Source organism: Streptomyces sp. DSM 118878, assembly GCF_052936595.1.
In genome coordinates, this window is record NZ_CP193622.1 from 3,708,628 (window position 1) to 3,723,918 (window position 15,291).

Annotated in this window: 10 protein-coding genes; 3 read left to right on the forward strand and 7 right to left on the reverse strand. The window is 73.3% G+C overall.

Translation table 11 applies throughout. The features are described from left to right. Positions 1 to 66 precede the first annotated feature (66 nt). Positions 67 to 1,929, reverse strand: a complete 1,863-nt coding sequence (locus tag ACRAKF_RS16285; protein ID WP_447037897.1) for a cell division protein PerM — start codon at positions 1,927 to 1,929, stop codon at positions 67 to 69. 243 nt (positions 1,930 to 2,172) lie between these two features. On the opposite strand from ACRAKF_RS16285, the gene ACRAKF_RS16290 reads away from it, so the two are divergent. Further along, positions 2,173 to 3,348: a sigma factor-like helix-turn-helix DNA-binding protein gene (locus tag ACRAKF_RS16290; protein WP_447037898.1), complete on the forward strand. Its 1,176-nt coding sequence runs from the start codon at positions 2,173 to 2,175 to the stop codon at positions 3,346 to 3,348. Positions 3,349 to 3,473: 125 nt separating this feature from the next. On the opposite strand, the gene sucD is transcribed toward ACRAKF_RS16290, so the two are convergent. From sucD to ACRAKF_RS16315, 5 genes are all read right to left on the reverse strand, one after another. Beyond that, positions 3,474 to 4,358 (reverse strand): succinate--CoA ligase subunit alpha, encoded by an 885-nt coding sequence (gene sucD, locus ACRAKF_RS16295; protein WP_447037899.1) that lies wholly within the window; start codon positions 4,356 to 4,358, stop codon positions 3,474 to 3,476. Positions 4,359 to 4,379: 21 nt separating this feature from the next. Further along, on the reverse strand, positions 4,380 to 5,558 hold the full coding sequence (sucC, locus tag ACRAKF_RS16300; protein ID WP_447037900.1) for an ADP-forming succinate--CoA ligase subunit beta: 1,179 nt from the start codon (positions 5,556 to 5,558) through the stop codon (positions 4,380 to 4,382). A gap of 312 nt (positions 5,559 to 5,870) precedes the next feature. Beyond that, positions 5,871 to 7,088 (reverse strand): VWA domain-containing protein, encoded by a 1,218-nt coding sequence (locus tag ACRAKF_RS16305; protein ID WP_447037901.1) that lies wholly within the window; start codon positions 7,086 to 7,088, stop codon positions 5,871 to 5,873. 507 nt (positions 7,089 to 7,595) lie between these two features. Continuing rightward, complete coding sequence (locus tag ACRAKF_RS16310) at positions 7,596 to 10,049, reverse strand: DUF5682 family protein (protein WP_447037902.1); 2,454 nt, start codon at positions 10,047 to 10,049, stop codon at positions 7,596 to 7,598. Next, positions 10,046 to 11,170, reverse strand: a complete 1,125-nt coding sequence (locus tag ACRAKF_RS16315) for an ATP-binding protein (protein ID WP_447037903.1) — start codon at positions 11,168 to 11,170, stop codon at positions 10,046 to 10,048. The genes ACRAKF_RS16310 and ACRAKF_RS16315 overlap by 4 nt, the downstream gene beginning before the upstream one ends. A gap of 153 nt (positions 11,171 to 11,323) precedes the next feature. Here ACRAKF_RS16315 and ACRAKF_RS16320 point away from each other — a divergent pair, with 153 nt between their 5' ends. Together ACRAKF_RS16320 and ACRAKF_RS16325 are read left to right on the forward strand one after the other, a co-directional pair. Further along, on the forward strand, positions 11,324 to 12,670 hold the full coding sequence (locus ACRAKF_RS16320; protein ID WP_447037904.1) for an SWIM zinc finger family protein: 1,347 nt from the start codon (positions 11,324 to 11,326) through the stop codon (positions 12,668 to 12,670). A 41-nt stretch (positions 12,671 to 12,711) separates the two neighbouring features. Next, positions 12,712 to 14,358 (forward strand): DUF5691 domain-containing protein, encoded by a 1,647-nt coding sequence (locus ACRAKF_RS16325; protein ID WP_447037905.1) that lies wholly within the window; start codon positions 12,712 to 12,714, stop codon positions 14,356 to 14,358. Between the two features lie 105 nt (positions 14,359 to 14,463). Here ACRAKF_RS16325 and ACRAKF_RS16330 read toward each other — a convergent pair whose 3' ends face one another. Next, entirely contained in the window at positions 14,464 to 14,880 is a 417-nt protein-coding gene (locus ACRAKF_RS16330) for a cobalamin B12-binding domain-containing protein (RefSeq protein WP_447042012.1), read from the reverse strand. Between the last annotated feature and the right edge of the window lie 411 nt (positions 14,881 to 15,291).

Below are 15,291 nucleotides of genomic sequence, written 5' to 3' on the forward strand. Positions count from 1 at the left end.
GGCCTGGCCGGTTCGGCGGCTCGCTTCGGTGAGCTCGGAGTCGTCGGGCTGTTGGCCGGGCTCGGGTCAACCGCGTCGGCCGGGCCTGGATCGGGATCGGGTTCGGCCTGGCTTGGACCGCCGGTCGGCCTGGTCCGGCTCGGGCTCGGATTCGGGCTCGGGCTCGGGCTCGTGGAGCGACGCCGGGGCCGCGGCTGAAGGGCCGGCCTCCGGCGAAGCCGTGGGCGCAGGCATCGTGGCCTCGGGGGATTCCGCGGACGCAGGCATGGTGGTCTCAGGGGAATCCGCAGGCGCAGGCATGGTGGCCTCGGGGGAATCCGCAGCCATGGGCGTGGCCCCAGCCATGGCCATGATCGGTGGCGAAGCCGAGGTCGCGGGCCCGGCCTGGGGCGAGACCGTGATCGCCGTGCCCGCCTGGGGTGAAGGCTCGGCTGCCGAACCCGCCTGGGGCAAAGCCGTGGTCTCCCCCGCCTGGCCCGCCTGGCCCGCTTGGCCCGCCTGGGGCGAACCCGAGGGCACGGCCGTAGGCGAAGCCGTGGTCGCCGGGTCGGGGGTGTCCTGGAGCGGTGGGGTCGGCTGCCCTGCCCGTGCGAGCCACAGCCGGGACAGGGACAGGCGGGGGCGCGGCAGCGGCGGACGTGGCAGCCGGGGGCGCGGCAGGGCTCCGGAGAACGGCAGGCCGAGCCGCGTGGCCCACTGGGGGCGCCTGCCGGCCGCCACCAGCAGACGCCAGGCCCGTACGGCGAGGGCCACGGGTACCGCGACCACCGCCGTCCACCCCAGCGCCGCCGTCCCCACCAGCCACCACGCCGGACCGAAGTCGGCCAGGACCGCCACGCCCATCGGCCCGCCCGCCAGCGCCGCGAGCACCGCCATGGACACCCCGCACAGCACCGCGGACGCCGCCGCGCCCGCAGCGGTACGCACCGCCGACCAGACCTCGGTCCGCTCCCCGAAGGCGGGCGCCGCCGCCTGGACGACCAGCCACGCCACCACGCACCCCGCCGCCACCGGCACCACGAGGACCACCGTGCCGAGCAGCCCCCCGAGCCCCGCCGCGGGCACCGCCTCGAGCAGGGGGAACGGCGGCAACCGCGGCCCCCCTTCCACCGCCTCGGGGGCCACCAGGGTGCCCGTGCCGAGGGCGAAGCCGGGACCGAGGGCGTAGGCCGCGCCCCACACCGCGGCATTCGGCACCAGGGCCAAGGCCAGCAGGGCCACCGCGAAGCTGCCCGACCACACGCTCGTGATCTCGCCGAACGACGCCTGGACCGGCCCTAGGTTCAGTACGAGGGCCACCGCGACGAGCAGCGCACCGCCGCCGACGAGTGCCAGCGCGCCCGCCAGCCCCGCCCGCGCCACGGCCAGCACACTGCGGCGCACGAAGAGCCTCCGCATGACACAGGACCGTACCCAGACGGGCAGCGTGTTCAGGGCGGGCCACATCGACACCGGCACAGGACCTCGGGGGTGCCCGTGCGCGGCCCACACCCCGAACCCGGCGGCCACCGCCACCAGCAGCGGCACGTGCACCACCGCACCGAACCAGTCGGGCCTCGGCTCGCCGCCCGACGCGTACAGCAGTGCGCACAGGGCGACCAGCAGATACCCCGACACCACCCCGTACCACGCCGTCCGTACGGGATGACCGCGCGCCTCGCGAGCCGCCGCGCCCCACGCCGCCCGGTGCGCGAGCCAGCCCGGCAGGGCGACGAGGAGCAGCGGCGTGATCCCGACCGGCGCCGGCACGCCCGAGATGGTGTCCGCCCTGATCAGATCGGTGCCGTGCGCGAGGAACCAGAGGCTCGCCACGACCCGCAGCACCCCGCCGGGCCCGCTGTCCGGGTAGGGCGAAGCGATCCACGGCATCACCACGAGGACGGCGAGCGCGCCGAGACCGAGGCATGCGGCGATGGCCCCCAGCGCCATGCAGGCGACCAGGCCGGGGGGACAGTCGCGCAACCGTTCGCGCGACGGTTTCACGGGCGGCGGCGCTGCGCTGTGATCGGTCGTTAGGGTCACCCCGCCATGCTGCCAACGACACGCGCTTTCTCTGCGTAACAGGCGAATATCGGATGTGTCGCCCAATATACGTTTATGTAACTATTCGTACTGCGGACGGCCGCGCCCGGCAGTCCGTGGTGCGTCGGCCCACGCTGCGGAGAGTCCGACATGACCCAGAGCCCTGCCACGTCTCTGCCGTCCCCCAAGGAACGTCGCAGGCTGCGCGAGGCGAAGTCGCTGACCCGGGCGGAGCTCGCCGCGACGCTCGGCGTCTCCCCCGAGACGGTCCGCCTCTGGGAGTCCGGCCGCATGCACCCCCAGGGCCACGAAGGCAGAACATACGCAAAGCTCCTGACCGCCTTGGCCACCACCCCGAAGAGACCGGCCCGCCCTACCGAGCGAGCCGAGCGAGCCGGGCCAAGGTCGGAGCTGCGTACCCACCTGGGCCCCAGCAGTCCCCATTACGCCGGTGGCCACAGCAACCCCGCCGGCTCCACCGCCCCCGTCCGCCCCTCCAGGACCTCCGAGACCTCCGAGACCTCCGAGGCCTCCGAAGCCTCCAAGGCCTTCGACGCCCTCTGTGACCGCGCCGCTCCCACCCTGGTCCGCCAGGCGTTTCTGCTCACCGGCAGGCGGAGCCTGGCCCAGGAGTCGGTGGAGCGCGCCTTTCAGCAGGCGTGGCAGCGGTGGCCCGAGGTGGCCGTGGACCGCGACCCCGCGGGCTGGGTACGCGCCGCCGTGCACGAGTACGCGATGTCCCCCTGGCACCGCTTCCGCCCCGGCCTGCGTCACCCGGATGCCCCGCCCGCCGACTCGGCCGACCGCGCCCTCTTCCACGTGCTCCTGAGCCTGCCGCCCGTCCAGCGCCGCGCCCTGCTGCTCTACGACGGCGTGGGCCTCGACCTGCCGGACACCGCCGCCGAGATGGAGGCAAGCACTCCGGCCACCGCGTACCGCCTGACGCACGCGCGCGAGGCGGTGGCCGCGGCCCTGCCCGAACTGGCGGACCCCGAGGAGCTCCACCGCCGCCTCGCCGAACTGGGCGCCACCGAGCGCCTCCGGCCCCCCGGGGCCGAGAGCCTCCGCGTGCGCAGCGAGCACCGCACCCGCGTCGGGACCCGCACGGCGATCGCCTTCACGGCACTGATCGTCGGCGCGACGACCCTGACGCTGCACACGGCCCCGACCCACTACGAGGCCCCCCTCTCCCCCGGCAGGGCGATCAACGGCGTCCCCCCGCACATGGGCCCCTCCCCCCTGACGGACAGGTCCCGAGCCCTGCACACCTACCTCGACGCCCAGCTCTCGAAGGGCCCGGGCCACCTGACCCCGGACCTCAGGTAGCACCCATCCCACACCCACCCGGACGCGCCCCCGGCAGCGGCGCGGGAACGACGAGAGCGGGCCCGCATCTCATGTGAGATGCGGGCCCGCTCCAAGAACCGCTGGGCCAGAGGCCAGGGAACTGCTCAGCCGGCGAGGATCTCGCGCGCGAGCTTGGCGGTCTCGGTCGGCGTCTTGCCGACCTTGACGCCGGCGGCCTCAAGGGCCTCCTTCTTCGCGGCGGCCGTGCCGGAGGAGCCGGAGACGATGGCGCCCGCGTGGCCCATCGTCTTGCCCTCGGGGGCCGTGAAGCCCGCGACGTAGCCGACGACCGGCTTCGTCACGTTGGCCTTGATGAAGTCCGCCGCGCGCTCCTCGGCGTCGCCGCCGATCTCACCGATCATGACGATCAGGTCGGTCTCGGGGTCGGCCTCGAACGCCTCGAGGGCGTCGATGTGCGTCGTGCCGATGACCGGGTCGCCACCGATGCCGACGGCCGACGAGAAGCCGATGTCACGGAGCTCGTACATCATCTGGTACGTCAGCGTGCCGGACTTCGAGACCAGGCCGATGCGGCCCGGCTTCGTGATGTCGCCCGGGATGATGCCGGCGTTGGACTGGCCCGGGGTGATGAGACCGGGGCAGTTCGGGCCGATGATGCGGGTCTTGTTGCCCTTCGACTTCGCGTACGCCCAGAAGGCGGCGGAGTCGTGGACGGCGATGCCCTCGGTGATGACGACCGCGAGGGGGATCTCCGCGTCGATCGCCTCGACGACGGCGGCCTTGGAGAAGGCCGGGGGCACGAAGAGGACGGAGACGTTGGCGCCCGTCTTCTCCATGGCCTCCTTGACCGTGCCGAAGACCGGGACGGACGTGCCGTCGAAGTCGACCTCGGTGCCGGCCTTGCGCGGGTTCACGCCGCCGACGATGTTGGTGCCGTCACCCAGCATGAGCTTGGTGTGCTTCATGCCCGTGGCACCGGTCATGCCCTGGACGATGACCTTGCTGTCCTTGTTGAGGAAGATAGCCATGGCTGTTTTTGTCCCTCGTCCTTACTTCGCGGCCGCGAGCTCGGCGGCCTTGTCGGCCGCGCCGTCCATGGTGTCCACGCGCTGCACGAGCGGGTGGTTGGCGTCGCTCAGGATCTTGCGACCCAGCTCCGCGTTGTTGCCGTCGAGGCGCACGACCAGCGGCTTCTCGACCTTCTCGCCCTTGGAGGCGAGCAGCTCCAGGGCCTGCACGATGCCGTTGGCGACCTCGTCGCACGCGGTGATGCCACCGAACACGTTGACGAAGACGGACTTGACGTCCGAGTCGCCGAGGATGATCTCCAGGCCGTTCGCCATGACCTCGGCGGAGGCGCCACCACCGATGTCGAGGAAGTTGGCGGGCTTCACGCCGCCGTGCGCCTCACCGGCGTACGCGACGACGTCGAGGGTGCTCATGACGAGACCCGCGCCGTTGCCGATGATGCCGACCTCGCCGTCGAGCTTCACGTAGTTGAGGTTCTTGGCCTTGGCGGCAGCCTCGAGCGGGTTGGCTGCGGCCTTGTCCTCGAGCGCCTCGTGGTCGGGCTGGCGGAAGTCGGCGTTCTCGTCGAGCGAGACCTTGCCGTCCAGGGCCAGGATGCGACCGTCCTTGGTCTTCACCAGCGGGTTGACCTCGACGAGGAGCGCGTCCTCGGCGACGAAGGTGTCCCACAGGGTCACCATGGCCTCGGCGACACCCTCGGCCACCTCGGCCGGGAACTTCGCCTGGGCCACGATCTCGCGGGCCTTCTCGATGTCCACGCCCTCGACGGCGTTGACCGGGACCTTCGCGAGGGCCTCGGGGGTCTTCTCCGCGACCTCCTCGATGTCCATGCCGCCCTGCACCGACGCCATGGCGAGGAACGTGCGGTTGGTGCGGTCGAGGAGGTACGAGACGTAGTACTCCGCCTCGATCTCCGGGGACAGCTCGGCGATCATCACCTTGTGGACCGTGTGGCCCTTGATGTCCATCCCGAGGATGTCCGTCGCGCGAGCGACGGCCTCGTCCGGCGTCGCCGCCAGCTTCACGCCGCCGGCCTTGCCGCGGCCGCCGACCTTCACCTGCGCCTTGACGACCGACTTGCCGCCCAGTCGCTCGGTGGCCTCGCGCGCCGCCTCAGGCGTGTCGATGACTTCACCGGCCAGCACCGGTACACCGTGCTTGGCGAAGAGGTCCCTCGCCTGGTACTCGAACAGGTCCACGCGCGTCCGTCCCTAATCCGTGATCTCGCTGCGATCTCGCTGCTTTGGTGTCAGCTGTCTGCGTGGGCGTGCCGCGGAGGGCAACGTGACTGCGCTGTCACAAGGGAGGCGTAGGACGGAGTCCAGTACGCGGCATGTCCGTCTCGCAGGTTATCGCCGTGGGCCGTGCCTCCCTAAATCGCAGATCACATTTGGGCGGTGATGACGGTCACAGATCGTGTGCCACCGGGCACCTGGACGCCTCGGATCGCGGCCCAGGCCCGCCCGTTTGCTCCCGTTGCTCCGGCAATCGACCGCTGTACGAGACGTACGTCACGCTCCCACGGCCGCGGCCGTGTCGGGTATGGGGAGGGGGCGCTTCTCTATCGCGGCGGCCATCACCTCCGGGAAGAGGTCGGGTGTGCAGGCGAAGGCCGGCGCGTCCAGCGCGGCGAGCGCCGCCGCGTGCTCACGGTCGTACGCGGGTGTCCCCTCGTCGGAGAGCGCGAGCAGCGTCACGAACTGCACTCCGGACGCCTTCATGGCCGCGACCCGCTTCAGCATCTCGTCACGGATGCCTCCTTCGTAGAGGTCGCTGATGAGCACGACGACGGTGTCGGCGGGGCGGCTGATCTGTGACTGGCAGTAGGCGAGGGCACGGTTGATGTCGGTACCGCCACCCAACTGCGTCCCGAAGAGGACGTCCACCGGATCGTCGAGCTGCTCGGTCAGATCGACGACGTTGGTGTCGAAGACGACGAGCCGCGTGTTGAGCGCGCGCATGGAGCCCAGCACCGCCCCGAACACCGAGGCGTACACGACGGACGCCGCCATCGAACCCGACTGGTCGATGCAGAGGATGACCTCCTTCTTCACGGACTGCGAGGCCCGCCCGTACCCGATGAGCCGCTCGGGGACGACCGTCCGGTACTCCGGCAGGTAGTTCTTCAGGTTGGCCGCGATCGTGCGGTTCCAGTCGATGTCGTGGTGGCGCGGCCTGCTGACGCGCGCGCTGCGGTCCAGCGCTCCGGTGAGGGTGGAGCGGGCCCGCGTCGCGAGCCGCTTCTCCAGGTCCTCGACGACCTTGCGTACGACAGCGCGCGCGGTCTCCTTGGTCGTCTCCGGCATGGCCTTGTTGAGTGACAGCAGCGTGCCCACCAGGTGGACGTCCGCCTCGACGGCCTCCAGCATCTCGGGCTCCAGGAGCAGCGCGGAGAGCCCGAGCCGGTCGATGGCGTCGCGCTGCATCACCTGGACGACGGAGGAGGGGAAGTACGTCCGGATGTCCCCGAGCCACCGCGCCACGGCCGGCGCGGACCCCCCGAGCCCCGCGGCCCGCTCCCGTCCCTGCTCCCGCTTCCGGCCCCCCTTCTCGCTCCCGGCCCCGTAGAGCGCCTGAAGCGCCCCGTCCATCGCGGAATCCCGGCTCCCGAGCGCGCACCCGGTGCCATCGGCCCCGCCCCCGCCCAGCACCAACCGCCACCGCCGCAGCCGCTCATCCCCCACGCCGTCCACCCCTCCCGAACCGCCCTGCCCCGCCACACCAGCCACGTCAAACTCCTCCCACCCACGAGCGCCGACCATCGACCGCCGACCACCTGCCATCGACCGCCGGCCACCTGCCACCTGCCACCTGCCACCTGCCACCTGCCACCGAGCGCCGGCGTCCGAGCACCGGCGGCCGGCGGCCGAGCACCGGCGGCCGGCGGCCGAGCACCGGCGGCCGGCGGCCGAGCACCGGCGGCCGGCGGCCGAGCACCGGCGGCCGAACACCACCACCAACCACGGACCGCCGGGCGCCGATCACTGGCCACCGAGCGCCGACGGCCGACCACGGACCACCTGCCACCGGCGGCCGATCACCGAACACCAACCACGGACCTCCGGCCACCGACCACCGGCGGCCGACCACCGACCGCCGGGTCCTGGGACCCCGCAGCTTCCCGCCGAGGCGCCATGCCCCGCCAAGGTGAGCCCCACCGAGGCGCCACGCCCCGCCGCGGGGTTCTCACCGCCCCGCCTCCAACAGCCCGGCGGCGCCCATCGCCACGCCTCCGGTCACCTCGCCACCCCCACTCGGCCCGCATCCGCCCCCGCATCCGCCCCCGCCAACCCGAGCAGCAACCGCACCGTCGGCACCACGGCGGCCGCGCGGTCGGCGTCGAGTTTCTCGGCGAAGCCGGATATGCCGTGGCCGGCCGGCGCGGGGGCGGCTGTGGCGGGTCCTCGGCGCACCAACTCCCCCAGAGTCCTCCGCACTCCGGGCTCATACGCCGAGAACGTGCGCCGCAGCAGCGGCAGTACGTCGACGAAGGCGTCGCCCGACACCCCGCTCAGCCAGGCGTCCACCAGGCCGAGCAGGCGCTGGTCGTGGACGAGGAGCATGCCGCCCCCGGAGCCGCCGCCGACGAAGCCCTCGATCCAGGCGGCCCCCTCGGCGGGTTCGCTGCCGCGTGACAGTGCCAGGCCCATGAGGCGGGCGGCCTCCTCGTCCGCCAGTTCCCCGCTGTCCAGCAGCAGCCGCACACTCCGTCCCCGGACGACCCCGGCCACGGCGTCCCGCTGCGCCAGCAGCCGCAGCACGGACCACCACCGGGTGCGCACGGCCGGCGTGCTCGCGGGCCCAGAGCCCGTTGCGTCACTCCCGGCACCCCCCGCCCCGAACTCGCCGAGCAGTCCCACGGCCTGATGCACCGCGTCGACATGGCCCCGCATCTCCAGCGCCGCGTCCGTGTCGAGGCCCGCGCACGCACCCGGCAGCCCCACGAAGACCCGCTCGGCAAGGCCGAGGGCCACCTCGCCGAGCGCTGCCGTGTCCGTGCCCCGCACGTTCCCGTACCGCAGCGACCGCACCAGCGCGGGCAGCGCCTGCGCGAGGTGGCCGACGTCCGCGTCCAGTGCCGCACGGTCGGCGAGGACCCGCATCGCCACCGGCAGCGCGTCCGGCAGCTCCGCCAGCAGGCACCGCTCGGCGAGTGCCGTGACGTCAGCCAGCGCCACCGCCCCGACCGCGTCGGCAGAGGCCTTGCCGGTGGCCGCGCCCAGCACCGTGGTCCCCCATACGCCCGCCTCCGCGACCCGAACGGAAAGCTCCGGTTCCCACCGCAGCCGCCACGTCTCCCGAAACGTCCCCGTGCTCCCGCGGGACCGCGCCGGCTCCCCCCAGCCGACCCCGAGGAGCCGCAGCCGGTGCAGCAGTGTGCTGCGCGCCGAGTCCGTCTCCTTGCGCAGGTCCAGCTCCAGTTCCCGGTCCAGGGCCTCCGGTTTGAGCCGCAGTCTGCGCTGCAACCGCGTGAGGTCGCGCTGCAGCGGCACCGCGGGCGCCGCCTCGGGGACCTCGCCCAGGACATCGCCGACGACCAGCTTGTCGTGCACCAGGGCGAGCGGCACGTCCGAGCCCTCGCACATCACCGCCCGCACGGCGTCGGTCGTCTCGGTGAGCCCGGCCAGCGGCCGCCCCCGCATCGCGGCGAGCGTGTCGGCGAGCCTGACCGCCTCGATGACGTGCGCGGACGAGACGAGCCGGTCCTCGTCGCGCAGCAGCCTCGCGACCTTGGTCATCCAGCGCTCGACGGGCCGGTCGGGGGCGTTGAACAGGTGTCCGTACCAGCCTGGCGACACGATTCCCGCCCCGTACCCACTGGCGCGGGAGAGCCTGCGGTGGGTCCACGGCACCCACGTCATCTCGGCCTTCACCTTGGGCAGCCCCTTGAGCAGCGCCCGGTCGGCGGCCACGGTGGTCCTGCGCCGCAGGGCAGGCACATGCCAGGCCCCGCACACCACGGCCACGCGCCCCTCCCCGAACTCCCGCACGGCGGCCCGCGTCTGGAGTCGCATGTAGGCCTCGCGGACCAGGTCACGGCCGTCCCCACCGTCCCCGTAGGTCTCGCGGAGGGCCCCCATGGCGTCGCCGAGCGCCTCGAACGGCGCCAACGCGTCGCCCTCCGCCGCGCGGTGTTCGACCACGTCCTCCCACCACCGCTCGGGGTCGTCGTACCCGGCGGTCTCGGCGAGCACGGCCAGCGGATCGACACGCAGGGCGTCCTCCTCCGCCGGAGCCTCACCACCCCTGTCGGAGGCTGCCTCACCACCCCTGTCGGAGGCTGCCACCCCGCCCCCGTCGGAGCCCGCCTGGCCGCCCCCGTCGGAGCCCGGAAGCTCCTCGGTCCGCGCCAGCGAGTGCGCGGCCGGCAGGTCGATGAAGCGCACCGGCACGCCCCGCCCGACGGCCCACCGGATGGCCACCCACTCCGGGGAGAACTCGGCGAGCGGCCAGAACGCCGAGCGGCCCGGCTCGTCCACCACGTGCGCGAGCAGCGCGACGGGCGGCCGCATCCCCTCGTCCGCGGCGAGCCCGACCAGCGGGTCGGCCTCCGGCGGCCCCTCGACGAGGACGGCGTCGGGCCGTACCGCGTCGAGCGCCGCCCGCACGGCACGCGCAGACCCGGGCCCGTGGTGCCGCACCCCGAGCAGCAGCGCCCCGGCCTCCACGCCTTCCCCCGCCCTGGTCATACGCTCACCTCCCGGCAGGCGCGGTAGAAGTCCTTCCAGCCGTCGCGCTCGCGCACGACCGCCTCCAGATACTCCTGCCAGATCACGCGGTCCGCCGCCGGATCACGCACGACGGCGCCGAGGATGCCGGCGGCGACGTCGCCGGGGCGCAGGACACCGTCCCCGAAGTGGGTGGCCAGGGCGAGGCCGTTGGTGACGACTGAGATGGCCTCGGCGGTCGACAGCGTGCCGCTGGGCGACTTCACCTTCGTACGCCCGTCGGCGGTCACGCCGTCGCGCAGCTCGCGGAAGACGGTGACGACACGCCGTATCTCGTCGATGCCCTCGGGTCCCGTGGGCAGGTCGAGCGAGCGCCCGATCTGGTCGACGCGGCGCGAGACGATGTCGACCTCGGCGTCGGCGGTCGCCGGCAGCGGCAGGACGACCGTGTTGAAGCGGCGGCGCAGCGCGCTCGACAGGTCGTTGACCCCGCGGTCGCGGTTGTTGGCGGTGGCGATGACGTTGAACCCCCGTACCGCCTGGACCTCCTGGCCCAGCTCCGGGATGGGCAGGGTCTTCTCGGACAGGATCGTGATCAGCGTGTCCTGCATATCGGCCGGGATGCGGGTCAGCTCCTCGACGCGTGCCGTCATGCCCTCGGACATCGCGCGCATGACGGGGCTGGGCACGAGCGCGTCGCGGCTGGGGCCGTGGGCGAGGAGCTGCGCGTAGTTCCACCCGTACCGGATGGCTTCCTCCGGTGTGCCCGCCGTGCCCTGCACGAGCAGCGTCGAGTCACCGCTGACCGCCGCGGCGAGGTGCTCCGACACCCAGGTCTTGGCGGTGCCGGGCACACCGAGCAGGAGCAGGGCGCGGTCGGTCGCGAGGGTGGTGACGGCGACCTCGACGATACGGCGGGGGCCCACGTACTTAGGCGTGATCACCGTGCCGTCGGGCAGCGTGCCGCCGAGCAGATACGTGGCGACGGCCCACGGCGACAGATTCCACCGCCGCGGCCGCGGCCGGTCGTCCTGCGCGGCGAGCGCGGTCAGTTCGGCGGCGAACGCGTGCTCGGCATGGGGCCGCAGGGCCTCGGCCGGATTCGCGGTCGCGGACGTCGTCGAGTCGACGGATACGGACATGGAGCGATCCCCCTCCAGCTCGTCCGGACACGTCTGGCCCGGATGTGGTTCCACCGTGCACCACGCCACTGACAATCGACCCTCGCACGCCGCTGACCTGTGGAAATACGGACGGCAAGGTCGATTGTCAGTGGCGGCGCCTACCTTCGAGACATGACTCAGCAGGGGGTGCGCTGGACGGCGGATCAGGTGCTGGCACTGGCGCCTGACGCTCCGTCACGCAAGGCGGGCAGCAAACTCGGTGTCGCGGGCCCGTGGTCGGAGGCGGGCAGTTCGAGCGAGGGGACGGTGTGGGGGCTGTGCAAGGGAAGCGGCAGCAAGCCGTATCAGACGGTCGTGGACATCGCGGACACGGCGGGTCCGGCGTACAAGTGCAGTTGTCCGAGCCGGAAGTTCCCGTGCAAACACGCGCTGGGGCTGCTGTTGCTCTGGGCGGGCGCGGACGGCACCGTGCCGGACGGCGAGCCGCCGGCCTGGGCCGGGGAGTGGCTGGCCGGCCGCCGCAAGAGAGGGGCAGAGAGGCGGAGTTCGGCCCCGGACGCCGCTGCTCCGGCCGATCCCGAGGCCGCGCGCAGGAGAGCGGAGAAGCGGGCCGAGCGGATCACGGCGGGGGCGGTGGAGCTGGAGCAGCGCCTCTGTGACCTGCTGCGCGGGGGCACGGCCACCGCGGAGCAGGCGGGGTACGGCATGTGGGAGGAGACGGCGGCCCGCATGGTCGACGCCCAGGCGCCGGGCCTCGCGGCGCGCGTGCGGGAGTTGGGGGCCATCCCGGCCTCGGGACCCGGCTGGCCCGTGCGGCTCCTGGAGGAGTGCGCGCTGCTCCACCTCCTCGTCCGGGGCTGGCTGCACCGTGATGGGCTGCCGGCCGATCTCGCCGTCACGGTCCGTTCCCGCATCGGGCTGCCCACGCAGCCGGAGGGACCGCCGCTGCGGGACCACTGGCAGGTCCTCGCGCAGTACGACACCTCGGACGGCAAGCTCACCACGCGCCGCATATGGCTGTCCGGGACGGACTCCGGCCGCACCGCGCTCCTGCTCGCCTACGGAGCGGCGGGCCGGGCTCCCGCGCTCGCGCTGCCGGTGGGCCTGGTGCTCGACGCCGAGCTGACCGGATATCCGGGGGCGCGGCAGCTCCGGGTGGAGCTGGGCGAGCAGTTCACGGCTCCGGCACCCACGGCGCGGCGCCCACCTGGCGTGCGTACGGACGAGGCAGCCGCCCGTTACGGCGAGGCGCTGCGCGACGATCCCTGGCTGGATTCGTGGCCGGTGACACTCGCCGCGGTGATACCGACTCTGGACGGCGACTCCTGGCAGCTGGCGGACACGGACGGCGTCTCGGCGCTGCCCGTGGCACCGCGGGCGGCGGGCGCGGGTCTCTGGCGGATGGTCGCCCTGTCCGGCGGCGCCCCGCTGACGGTGTTCGGCGAGTGCGGCCACCAGGGCTTCACCCCCTTGGCCGCTTGGCCGAAGGGCCCGGGAGAGGTGGTGTCGCTTTGCTGACGGACGTACGCCAGGAGGGACAGACATACGAGGAGGAGCAGATGCCCGGCACACCTTCGCAGCTCGTGGCCCCCGTGGCCCCCGTGGCCCCGCAGGTGCCCTGGGACGAGCTGGTCACGACGGCCCTGCTCGGCACCGACCGCCGCGCGCTGCCCGATGCACTCCGCACCCTCGGCGAGGAGGCGCCGGTCGCCCTTCTCGGCGCGGCGGCGGAGCAGACCGTGCGCCGCAGGGCCGGACTGTGCCCGGCACCGGCCGCCGTCCTGCCCGAGCCCGCTGCCGACGACCCCAGGCCACCGGTGCCGCCCGCGGCCCGGCGCAGACTCGCGACGCTGCTCACCGACCAGGCGGGCACGGGCGGCAGCGGCCGGCGGGGCGCGGCGCCGGACCTCATGGAGCTGCTGCCCCAGTGGCTCGCTCTGGCCAACGCGCGGGGGTACGGAGCACCGCCGGAGCTGCTGCCCGACCTGCTGAACGCCGCGCGTGGCCGCACGGACCTGCGTCCGCAGGCCCTCGCCTTCGCGGGCCCCAGGGCGTTGTGGCTGGCCCGTCTCAACCCCGACTGGAAGTTCGCTCTCCGTTCCACTCCCGGGGGCGGCATGGCGCTGCCGCCCCCGGAAGAGACGGCGAAGGTCCGGCACCTCTGGGAGGAGGGCCTCTTCGCCGAGCGGGTCGCGCTCCTCACCGCACTCCGCGCGCACGATGCCCACGCGGCCCGCGAGCTGCTCGGGACGACATGGTCGACGGAGCGCGCCGAGGACCGGCTGATGTTCCTCGATTCCCTGCGGACCGGTCTGTCCGCCGAGGACGAGCCGTTCCTCGAGCGGGCCCTCACCGACCGCAGCCGCAATGTCCGCGCCACGGCGGCGGAGCTGCTTTCCGCGCTCCCCGTGTCGGCACTGGCCGGACGGATGGCGTCCCGAGCCGCCTCCTACGTGGCGGTGGACCACGTGTCGAGCGTCCCGACCCTCATGGTCGAGGCACCCCACGAATGCGACGCGGGCATGGAGCGGGACGGTGTCGTCCCGAAGCCGCCCACCGGCCGGGGCGAGCGTTCCTGGTGGCTCGGTCAGCTGGTGGAGGCGGCGCCGCTCGCCGCCTGGCCGGCCCGGCTCGGCAACCGCACCCCCGCCGAGATAGTGGCGCTTCCGGTGGCCGACGACTGGCGGGACGAGCTGCACGCCGCCTGGTGCCGTGCCGCCGTGCGCCAGCGGGACGCGGTCTGGTCGAGGGCGCTGCTCGGCACGCCCTCGTCACCCGACGCGGCGGGCCCCGGGGCCGTGTCGCTCGCCGAACGCTCCAAGCTGCTCGCCGCGCTCCCGGCCGCCGAGCGGTGCGAGTGGGTGGCGGGGTTCATCGCGGCGCACGGCCTCTCGGAGGCCTTCCAGTTGCTCGGCGTCTGCGCGGTCCCCTGGGCGGGTCCGCTGGGCCGCGCGGTCGTGGACGCCTTGAACATCGCACGCGACGCGGGCAGTTATCCCTGGAGCTTCAGCGGCGTCATGGGCCTGGCGGAGCGCTGCCTCGACCCCTCGGAGGCCGTCCGCCTGGAGGCGCTGACCGCGATACCGGACGAACCGGAGAACGCCTCACCCGGCGCCGGCGGCTACTGGGCGGAGGCGTTCCAGCGCCTGGTCACGACGTTGCGGCTGCGCGCGGCGATACGGGACGAGCTGCCGCCGGTGACGTAGGGCGTGATGCCCGGGGCGAGGCCTCGCCGCCCCGGGCATGGAATGCCAGGGCACCGCACCGCCCGCTCCGGAGTCGGGCGGAGTCCGCCGCGAGGCCCGGACGGGTCAGGCGCCGGCAGGCTGCTGCACGTTGGCGCGGACCCAATCGACGATCGCGGTGGTCGTGGCGCCCGGCGTGAAGATCTCCGCGACGCCCTTCTCCTTCAGCGGCGCGATGTCCGCCTCGGGGATGATGCCGCCACCGAACACCAGGATGTCCTCGGCCTCCCGCTCCTTGAGGAGCTCGAGCACCCGCGCGAACAGCGTGTTGTGCGCCCCGGAAAGGATGGAGAGACCGATCGCGTCGGCGTCCTCCTGGATCGCGGTGTCCACCACCTGCTCGGGCGTCTGGTGCAGCCCGGTGTAGATGACCTCCATGCCCGCGTCGCGCAGCGCCCGCGCGATCACCTTGGCCCCGCGATCGTGCCCGTCGAGCCCCGGCTTGGCGACCACCACGCGGATAGGCCCGGCTGCCACACCCATCACTGCCTCCATGTACCGAATATCCGTACCGACATCCGTCTGACCCAGCACAGATACCCCGAGCCACACGGCCGGGGAAGTGAACGAACGTTATCTCCAGCATCGCGCAAGCGGCAGTTTCACGGTGGACAGGGAGGGGGAAATCACACATTGGGACACGTTCGCTGCGCGCCCGTCCGCTACTCAGGGGCTCACCGGCCACTCACCGGTCCACCCCCGCATCCGGGCCAGGCGCGAGGGGAGCCGCGACGGGATCGCCGGGCCACCACCGGCAGGGCACGGCTGGTGGTGCGGTACATCGGCGACGCAACGGGGGCACGGGGCCGCCGCACGGTGGAGGACATCGCCGCCGCTCGCCGACTTCTTGCCCACGACTCCCCCTAGGGCACACGGGGTACAGAGCCGTCTTCC

What these genes read in the sequence shown, in the direction of transcription:
- ACRAKF_RS16285 (WP_447037897.1), bottom strand. Translation starts at nt 1,929, where the DNA reads ATGGCGCTGGGGGCCATCGCCGCATGCCTCGGTCTCGGCGCGCTCGCC.
- ACRAKF_RS16290 (WP_447037898.1), top strand. Translation starts at nt 2,173, where the DNA reads ATGACCCAGAGCCCTGCCACGTCTCTGCCGTCCCCCAAGGAACGTCGC.
- sucD (WP_447037899.1), bottom strand. Translation starts at nt 4,358, where the DNA reads ATGGCTATCTTCCTCAACAAGGACAGCAAGGTCATCGTCCAGGGCATG.
- ACRAKF_RS16310 (WP_447037902.1), bottom strand. Translation starts at nt 10,049, where the DNA reads ATGACCAGGGCGGGGGAAGGCGTGGAGGCCGGGGCGCTGCTGCTCGGG.
- ACRAKF_RS16315 (WP_447037903.1), bottom strand. Translation starts at nt 11,170, where the DNA reads ATGTCCGTATCCGTCGACTCGACGACGTCCGCGACCGCGAATCCGGCC.
- ACRAKF_RS16320 (WP_447037904.1), top strand. Translation starts at nt 11,324, where the DNA reads ATGACTCAGCAGGGGGTGCGCTGGACGGCGGATCAGGTGCTGGCACTG.
- ACRAKF_RS16325 (WP_447037905.1), top strand. Translation starts at nt 12,712, where the DNA reads ATGCCCGGCACACCTTCGCAGCTCGTGGCCCCCGTGGCCCCCGTGGCC.
- ACRAKF_RS16330 (WP_447042012.1), bottom strand. Translation starts at nt 14,880, where the DNA reads ATGGGTGTGGCAGCCGGGCCTATCCGCGTGGTGGTCGCCAAGCCGGGG.